Below are 7224 nucleotides of genomic sequence, written 5' to 3' on the forward strand. Positions count from 1 at the left end.
TGCGCCTGTACGCCGGCACCGGCTGCGCCCTGCACCGCCGTGCCCGTCTGGGCAAATGCGGCCGAAGTGGCGAACGCCGTCAGCGCGGCACCGATCAGCATCGTACGAATCTTGGACATGGCAATTCTCCTCAGGAAGTTGTGAGCCCGATCCGCAGCAATGCGGACCGTGGCGTCCCCGCCGCAACACGCAGCAGGTACGACAAAAGACCCGCGGCCCGCACGGCCGGTTCTCGAATCTCTCAGACTGTTACCCACCGTTTCATTTGCTGACGAATGGCTCACATTCCCTAACAACTGCCTCCGGCGGCCGGCCGCGCTCGCGCGCCGGCCCGCGGTGCCGTATGATGCGAGGCGATTCCTCCCGCGCATTGCGCACCTTCTTCGTCATGCCCAACCTGGATTTCACGCTGACCGGCGAATACGTCGAGCTGCACAACCTTCTCAAGATCACCGGCCTCGCGGACAGCGGCGGCACCGCGAAGCTGATCGTCGCGTCCGGCGCGGTGAAAGTCGACGGCGCGGTCGAGCTGCGCAAGACCTGCAAGATCCGCGCGGGCCAGGTCGTCCTGCTCGGCGACACGCGCATTGCCGTGCGCGAAGCCTAGGGCCGACGGTTCCCCCTGCCTGCGACATGGCCATCGGCGCGCGCGTTCGACACCGTTCGAATAAAGCCGTAAGCTAGCCGTCTCTCAAAATAAATACATATAGCGCGGGCCCGCACCCGCGCGAGCGCCCATTCCATGTCGCATTCCGGTCTTACGCGGACGGCCGCCGCGCCGCCGTCCCTGTCCAGTCACGCCGCCGATACCGCGCGCCTCGCCGCGCCGCTCGCGATCGCGCAGCTCTCGCAGATGGCGATGAGCGTCACCGACACGGTGCTGCTCGGCTCGCTCGGCCCCGATTCGCTGGCGGCGGGCGGGCTCGGCGCGAACTTCTTCTTCGTCATCGTGACCGTGCTGCAAGGCGTGCTGTCGTCAGTCAGCGTCAGCGTCGCGCACGCGCGCGGCGCCAAAGCCGACGAGCGCGTACCGCACATCTACTGGACCGGCTTCGCGCTGTCCGTGCTGCTCGCGATTCCGGCCATCATCGCGCTGTCGCTGTCCGAACCGATCCTGCTGATGTTCCACGAGCCGCCCTTGCTCGCGCATCACGTCGGCGAATACACGGGTATCCTGCGCTTCGCCGCGCTCGGCAGCCTGATCGGCGTCGGGCTGATGCGCGCCTTCCTGCCTGCGATCGGCGCGGCGCGCCGGCTGCTGTGGGTATCGATCGGCGGCGTCGGCGTCAACGGTGTGCTGAACTACGGGCTGATCCACGGCGCGTTCGGGCTGCCGCGCCTCGGTTTCCTCGGTTCGGCCGTCGCAACGACGATCACGATCTGGCTCACCGCACTCGCACTGATCTGGCTGCTGCACGGCCGGCAACGCTTCCGTCATTTCGTCACGGCCGCGCGCCCGAAGCTGCCGATGATGGGCGAACTGATCGGCATCGGCTGGCCCGTTGCGATCACGTACGGCGTCGAATCGACGCTGTTCCTCGCGACCGGCCTGACGATCGGCGTGCTCGGCGCGACGTCGCTGGCCGCACACCAGATCGCGCTGAACGTCGCGTCGGTGGCGTTCATGGTGCCGCTCGCGATCGGCCAGGCCGCCAACGTGCGGGTCGGTTACTGGGTCGGCGCAGGGGCGCCTGTCGCCGCGCGACATGCGGGCTTCGTCGCACTCGGCCTCGGCGTCGCGTTCATGACACTGTCGGGCATCGTGCTGATCGTCGCGCCGCATGCGATCGTCGGCCTGTACCTGAACCTCGACGATCCGGCCAACGCGGCCACCGTGTCGCTTGCCGCGTCGCTGCTCGGCATCGCCGCGGTGTTCCAGATCGTCGACGGCGCGCAGACCGTCGCGTCGGGTGCGCTGCGCGGCCTGAAGGACACGCGCATCCCGATGCTCGCGGCGACCCTCGGCTACTGGGGCATCGGTTTTCCGACCGGCTACTGGTTCGCGTTCCACGTGGGCCTCGGTGCCCGCGGCCTCTGGTGGGGCCTCGCGGCCGGCCTCGCGAGCGTGGCCGTGCTGATGGCATGGCGCTTCCATCTGAAGAGCGCATCGTTTGTGACGTCGCCGCACTGAGCGCGACAAGACGCGAAATCCGAGCCGGCGCTATGCTAGTCGGCTGAAGACTTCAAGACGCCGCGCGAGCGGCGCGACTGCCTCACGATACGTCTGATTACGTCTGATGCCGCGCGACGACGCGCGGCCTTTCCCCTTTCCTGGAGGAGTGGATCATGAACGAAGCAGTTCGGATGGAACGCGATACGTTTGGCGAGATCGCCGTGCCGGCCGACCGGCTCTGGGGCGCGCAGACCGAGCGCTCGCTGCAGAATTTCCGGATCTCGACCGAGAAGCAGTCGCCCGAGCTGATCCACGCGCTCGCGATCGTCAAGCGCGCCGCGGCGGCCGTGAACCAGTCGCTCGGCGTGCTGGCCGACGACAAGGCGCGCGCGATCATCGACGCGGCCGACGAGATCATCGCCGGCAAGCATCCGCGTGAATTCCCGCTCGCCGTGTGGCAGACGGGCTCCGGCACGCAGACCAACATGAACCTCAACGAGGTGATCGCGAATCGCGCAAGCGAACTGATGGGCGGCGAGCGCGGCGAAGCGCGCAAGGTTCATCCGAACGACGACGTGAACCGCGGCCAGTCGTCGAACGACGTGTTCCCGACCGCGATGCACGTCGCGGCCGCGTACGCGATCGTCAACCACCTGCTGCCGGCACTGCGCACGCTGCGCACGACGCTCGACGCGAAGTCGAAGGCGTTCGCCGACATCGTGAAGATCGGCCGCACGCACCTGCAGGACGCGACGCCGCTCACGCTCGGCCAGGAGTTTTCCGGCTACGTCGCGCAGCTCGACCAGAGCATCCGTCACGTCGAATCGGCGCTGCCGCACCTGTACGAACTCGCGCTCGGCGGCACCGCGGTCGGCACGGGGCTGAACGCGCATCCGGAGTTCGCGGTGCGCGTCGCCGATGAAATCGGCCGGCTCGCGAAGCTGCCGTTCGTGACGGCGCCGAGCAAGTTCGAGGTGATGGCGGCCGCCGACGCGCTGGTGTTCGCGCACGGTGCACTGAAGACGGTCGCGGCCGGCCTGATGAAGATCGCGAACGACGTCCGCTGGCTCGCGAGCGGGCCGCGCTGCGGGCTCGGCGAGCTGTCGATTCCGGAGAACGAGCCGGGCAGCTCGATCATGCCGGGCAAGGTGAACCCGACGCAGTCCGAAGCCGTGACGATGCTGTGCTGCCAGGTGTTCGGCAACGACGTCGCGGTCAACGTCGGCGGCGCGAGCGGCAATTTCGAGCTGAACGTGTTCCGGCCGATGATCGCGCACAACGTGCTGCAGTCGGTGCGGCTGCTCGCCGACGGCGCGCAGAGCTTCAACGATCACTGCGCGGTGGGCATCGAGCCGAACCGCTCGCGGATCGACCTGCTGCTGAACGAATCCCTGATGCTGGTGACGGCGCTCAATCCGCACATCGGCTACGACAAGTCGGCGCAGATCGCGAAGAAGGCGCACAAGGAAGGCACGACGCTGAAGGCGGCCGCGCTCGCGCTCGGCTACCTGACCGAGGCGGAATTCGATGCGTGGGTACGTCCCGAGCAGATGATCGGGTCGCAGTAATCGCAGGACGACGGGCGCGGCGCGATGCGCGGCGCCCGCAGCGGTCAGACCGCGCCCTTCGCGACCTCGTCCGGTTTCATCTCGACGATCTTGTCGAGCGCGGCCCGCACGTCGGCCGCATATTTCGCGAGCACCTTCTGCTCGTCGGTCTCGGGCACGAACGGCGGCACCGGCACCGGGTTGCCGTTCTCGTCGACCGCGACGAACACGACGAGGCAATCGGTCGTCTGGCGCAGCATGCCGCCCTTCGGATCGCCGGCATGCACGGACACATGGATGTGCATGCTGGTGCGGCCCGTCGCAACGACGCGCGCCTTCAACTCGACCAGATTGCCGACCATGATCGGACGCTGGAAACGGATGTTGCCGACGCTGACCGTCACGCAATAGCGGCTCGACCAGACGGCCGCGCACGCATACGCGACCTCGTCGATCCACTTCATCAGCGCGCCGCCATGCACCTTGCCGCCGAAGTTCACGGACGACGGCTCGGCGAGGAAGCGGAATACGGTTTCGGTGCGGTCGAGGGCGGCCGGTACGGGGGACGGTTGGGACATCTTGTTGGCTCCAGGCGGCAGGGGCGCTGTAATTGGGCCATTATACGTTGCACTGCGGCAACGCGTCGCGGAACGCCCCGTGTGGCGCGGCTGCCGGGGCTGTGCCCGGTGCGCGCACGGCCGGCACCGGTCAGCGGCGCACCGTGATGCCCTGATCGATCGTTCCGTACATCTCGATGCTGCCGCCGCGCTCGCCGGCCGTACCCGCACCACCTTGCGCGCAGGCCGCGCAAACGAGCGCGGCCGCCAGCAAACAGAAAATCGTCTTCATCGTTGCATCGTGTCACGTGCGGCCGCCCGCTGCAGCCGCTTTCGGCCATTCTACGCGCGCCCCGCACGCGGCCGCAGCCCGGTTCCACCGCATCGTCGACGCCGGTGCCACTGCATCCGACATTTCAGCCGAAAGCGAAACATCGAATGCGCGCGCCCACTACACTGAAGCTCATCCCGCCTGACGAGACACGACGATGACCGACCAAGACGACCACCACTTCCCGGGCCTGAGCCGCATCGGCTCACTGATCGCCGACCCCGGGCGCGCCGCGATGCTGTGGGTGCTGATGGACGGCAGCGCGCGACCCGCAGGCGAACTGACGATGATCGCGGGGCTGTCGCCGTCCGCGGCAAGCGCCCACCTCGCGCGCTTGACCGAAGGCGGCCTGCTCGCGCTCGACGTGCGCGGCCGGCACCGCTACTACCGCATCGCATCGGCCGACATCGCGGCATCGCTCGAGGCGCTCGCGAACGTCGCGCGCGCGGCCGCGCCGCATCGCCCGGTTCCGGCGCCGTCCCGCACGGTCCCGGCCGAATTGCGCTATGCGCGTACCTGCTACGACCACATGGCCGGCGAACTCGCGGTGCGCATCTTCGACGGGCTCACCACCCGCGGCTGGCTGCTGGCCGACGGCGACGCGATCGAGACCACCGAACTCGGCACCCAGGCGCTCGCGCAATGGGGCATCGACGTCGCGCAACAGCGCACGCGCCGGCGCCGCTTCGCGTGCGGCTGCCTCGACTGGAGCGAACGGCGCTCGCATCTCGGCGGCGCACTCGGCGCGGCGCTGCTAGAGAGCTTCTGCGCGCACGGCTGGATCGAGCGCTCGGCACGGCCGCGCGTGCTGCGCGTCACGGTGCCCGGACAGCAGGTTTTCGACGGGTGGCTTACGTCCGCTTGACGCCTGGATTGCGTCTGCACGACAACGGCGCGCGATCGACAGGTTTTGTTACATCGCGTGCCATTCGACTTACAAAACACCGAGCATTGAAACAGGCCGAGCGGATATTGTGAACTCAGCGGCACGAATCGACGCGCCGCGATAAAGACGAAGACGCTCACCATGGCCACCCTGTTCACGCTCAAGCGAACCGCCCGCTGCACGCTGCTCGCGTTCGTCGCGCTTGCGGCGCTGCCCCCCGCTTTCGCGCAATCGGCCGGCGCCCCGCCCTACGCGGCCGCCGCACGGCAACCGGGCGGCGATCCGCCCAGCCGTGTCGCGCGGCTCAATTACCTGTCGGGCGCCGTGACGACCGAACCGGCCGGCACCGATACGTGGTCGTATGCCGCCGTGAACCGGCCGCTGACGACCGGCGACCAGCTCTGGAACGATGCCGGTGCGCGCTCGGAACTGCACATTGGCTCGACCGCGGTGCGGCTCGGCGAGTCGACGAGCCTGTCGGTGCTGAACCTCGACGACTCGTCGACCCAGCTGAAAGTGGGGCTCGGCACCGTATCGACGCACGTGCGCGATCTGCCGGCCGGCGGATCGTACGAAATCGACACGCCTAATCTCGCGCTCGGCATCACGGGCCCCGGCGACTATCGCGTCGACGTCGCCCCGAACGGTGCGAGCACGACGGTCACGGTGCGCGGCGGCAGTGCGACCGTCTACGGCAGCAACGGCCAGTACCCGCTGTCGCCCGGGCAACAGGTCGTGTTCACGGGCACCGACCTGCAGGTCGCACAGCAATCCGCCGCCCCGGGCCCCGATCCGCTCGACCAGTGGACCGCCAGCCGCGACGCGGCCGAGGAGCGCTCGGTGTCGGCCCGCTATGTGTCCCGCGACATTCCCGGCTACCAGGATCTCGACGCGAACGGCACGTGGCGCGAAACCCCGAATTACGGCCAGGTATGGGTGCCGAACGACACGCCCGCCGACTGGGCGCCGTATCACGACGGCCACTGGATCTGGCAGGCCCCGTGGGGCTGGACGTGGGTCGACGACGCGCCGTGGGGGTTCGCGCCGTATCACTACGGCCGCTGGGCATACGTGGACGATAGCTGGGCCTGGGTACCGGGCCCGCTGGTCGTCAGCCAGCCGCCGGTCTATGCGCCGGCACTCGTCGCGTTCGTGGGCGGTGGCGGCGGACCCGACTGGAGCGTCGCGCTCACGGTAGGGGGTGTCGCCGCGGCCGGCTGCGCGTGGTTCGCGCTCGGCCCGGGCGAACCGTGGCATCCGGGCTGGGGCGGCTGGAGCCCGCACTACTACGACCGCGTGAACCGCAACGTCGTGGTGAACAACGTCAACGTGAACAAGACCGTGAACGTGACGAACATCACCAATATCACCAACATCAACAAGACGTACGTGAACTTCCGCGCGCCGCACGCGATCACGGCCGTACCGGCGTCCGCGTTCGTGCACGGCCAGCCGGTCGCACACTTCTCGCAGCACGTCGATCCGCAGCAATGGCGCAATGCGCACGTCACGCCGGGGACACCGGGCATTGCGCCGGTGCGCCAGAGCTTCACCGGCGGGCTGCGCAATGCGACCTACCGTCCGCCGGCAGCGATTGCCCAGCACCCGTACGTCGCGACACGCAATCCCGCCGTGCCGGCCGCGTATCGCGACCACGCCGCGGCCCACCTCGCGCAGCAAGGCGGGCGTGTGCCGGGTGCCGGCGCACCTGTCGTGAAGACGAACGTGCCGGCCGACTACACGGCTCGCCCGGTCCGCGTTCCGGGCAAGCCGGGCGGCGGCGCATGGGC

General features: G+C 68.7%; 7 protein-coding genes. 5 read left to right on the forward strand and 2 right to left on the reverse strand.

All coding sequences use genetic code 11. The annotated features are described in order from the left end of the window. Positions 1-388 precede the first annotated feature (388 nt). The 3 genes from G3N99_RS31190 (at position 389) to fumC (ending at position 3681) form a co-directional block, all read left to right on the forward strand. Positions 389-607: an RNA-binding S4 domain-containing protein gene (locus tag G3N99_RS31190; RefSeq protein ID WP_006486208.1), complete on the forward strand. Its 219-nt coding sequence runs from the start codon at positions 389-391 to the stop codon at positions 605-607. Positions 608-742: 135 nt separating this feature from the next. Further along, the gene (gene norM, locus G3N99_RS31195) at positions 743-2131 is read left to right on the forward strand and encodes a multidrug efflux MATE transporter NorM (RefSeq protein ID WP_011351377.1); all 1389 of its coding nucleotides are present in this window, start codon (positions 743-745) and stop codon (positions 2129-2131) included. A 155-nt stretch (positions 2132-2286) separates the two neighbouring features. Next, positions 2287-3681 (forward strand): class II fumarate hydratase, encoded by a 1395-nt coding sequence (gene fumC, locus G3N99_RS31200; RefSeq protein WP_011351376.1) that lies wholly within the window; start codon positions 2287-2289, stop codon positions 3679-3681. A 44-nt stretch (positions 3682-3725) separates the two neighbouring features. Here the strand turns inward: fumC and G3N99_RS31205 are convergent, their stop codons facing one another. Together G3N99_RS31205 and G3N99_RS31210 are read right to left on the reverse strand one after the other, a co-directional pair. Continuing rightward, complete coding sequence (locus G3N99_RS31205) at positions 3726-4238, reverse strand: acyl-CoA thioesterase (protein ID WP_043181917.1); 513 nt, start codon at positions 4236-4238, stop codon at positions 3726-3728. Between the two features lie 130 nt (positions 4239-4368). Beyond that, positions 4369-4509: a hypothetical protein gene (locus G3N99_RS31210; RefSeq protein WP_167316016.1), complete on the reverse strand. Its 141-nt coding sequence runs from the start codon at positions 4507-4509 to the stop codon at positions 4369-4371. Between the two features lie 196 nt (positions 4510-4705). Here G3N99_RS31210 and G3N99_RS31215 point away from each other — a divergent pair, with 196 nt between their 5' ends. Both G3N99_RS31215 and G3N99_RS31220 read left to right on the forward strand, forming a co-directional pair. Then, the gene (locus tag G3N99_RS31215) at positions 4706-5413 is read left to right on the forward strand and encodes a helix-turn-helix transcriptional regulator (RefSeq protein ID WP_206124304.1); all 708 of its coding nucleotides are present in this window, start codon (positions 4706-4708) and stop codon (positions 5411-5413) included. Positions 5414-5575: 162 nt separating this feature from the next. After that, the coding region (locus tag G3N99_RS31220) for a DUF6600 domain-containing protein (RefSeq protein WP_346778509.1) at positions 5576-7224 on the forward strand (1649 nt) is incomplete at its 3' end.

Source organism: Burkholderia sp. Ac-20392 (assembly GCF_017104585.1).
GTDB lineage: Bacteria > Pseudomonadota > Gammaproteobacteria > Burkholderiales > Burkholderiaceae > Burkholderia > Burkholderia lata.

Coding starts and splice junctions, on each gene's coding strand:
- G3N99_RS31190 (WP_006486208.1), top strand. CDS start 389: ATGCCCAACCTGGATTTCACGCTGACCGGCGAATACGTCGAGCTGCAC.
- G3N99_RS31205 (WP_043181917.1), bottom strand. CDS start 4,238: ATGTCCCAACCGTCCCCCGTACCGGCCGCCCTCGACCGCACCGAAACC.
- fumC (WP_011351376.1), top strand. CDS start 2,287: ATGAACGAAGCAGTTCGGATGGAACGCGATACGTTTGGCGAGATCGCC.
- G3N99_RS31210 (WP_167316016.1), bottom strand. CDS start 4,509: ATGAAGACGATTTTCTGTTTGCTGGCGGCCGCGCTCGTTTGCGCGGCC.
- norM (WP_011351377.1), top strand. CDS start 743: ATGTCGCATTCCGGTCTTACGCGGACGGCCGCCGCGCCGCCGTCCCTG.
- G3N99_RS31215 (WP_206124304.1), top strand. CDS start 4,706: ATGACCGACCAAGACGACCACCACTTCCCGGGCCTGAGCCGCATCGGC.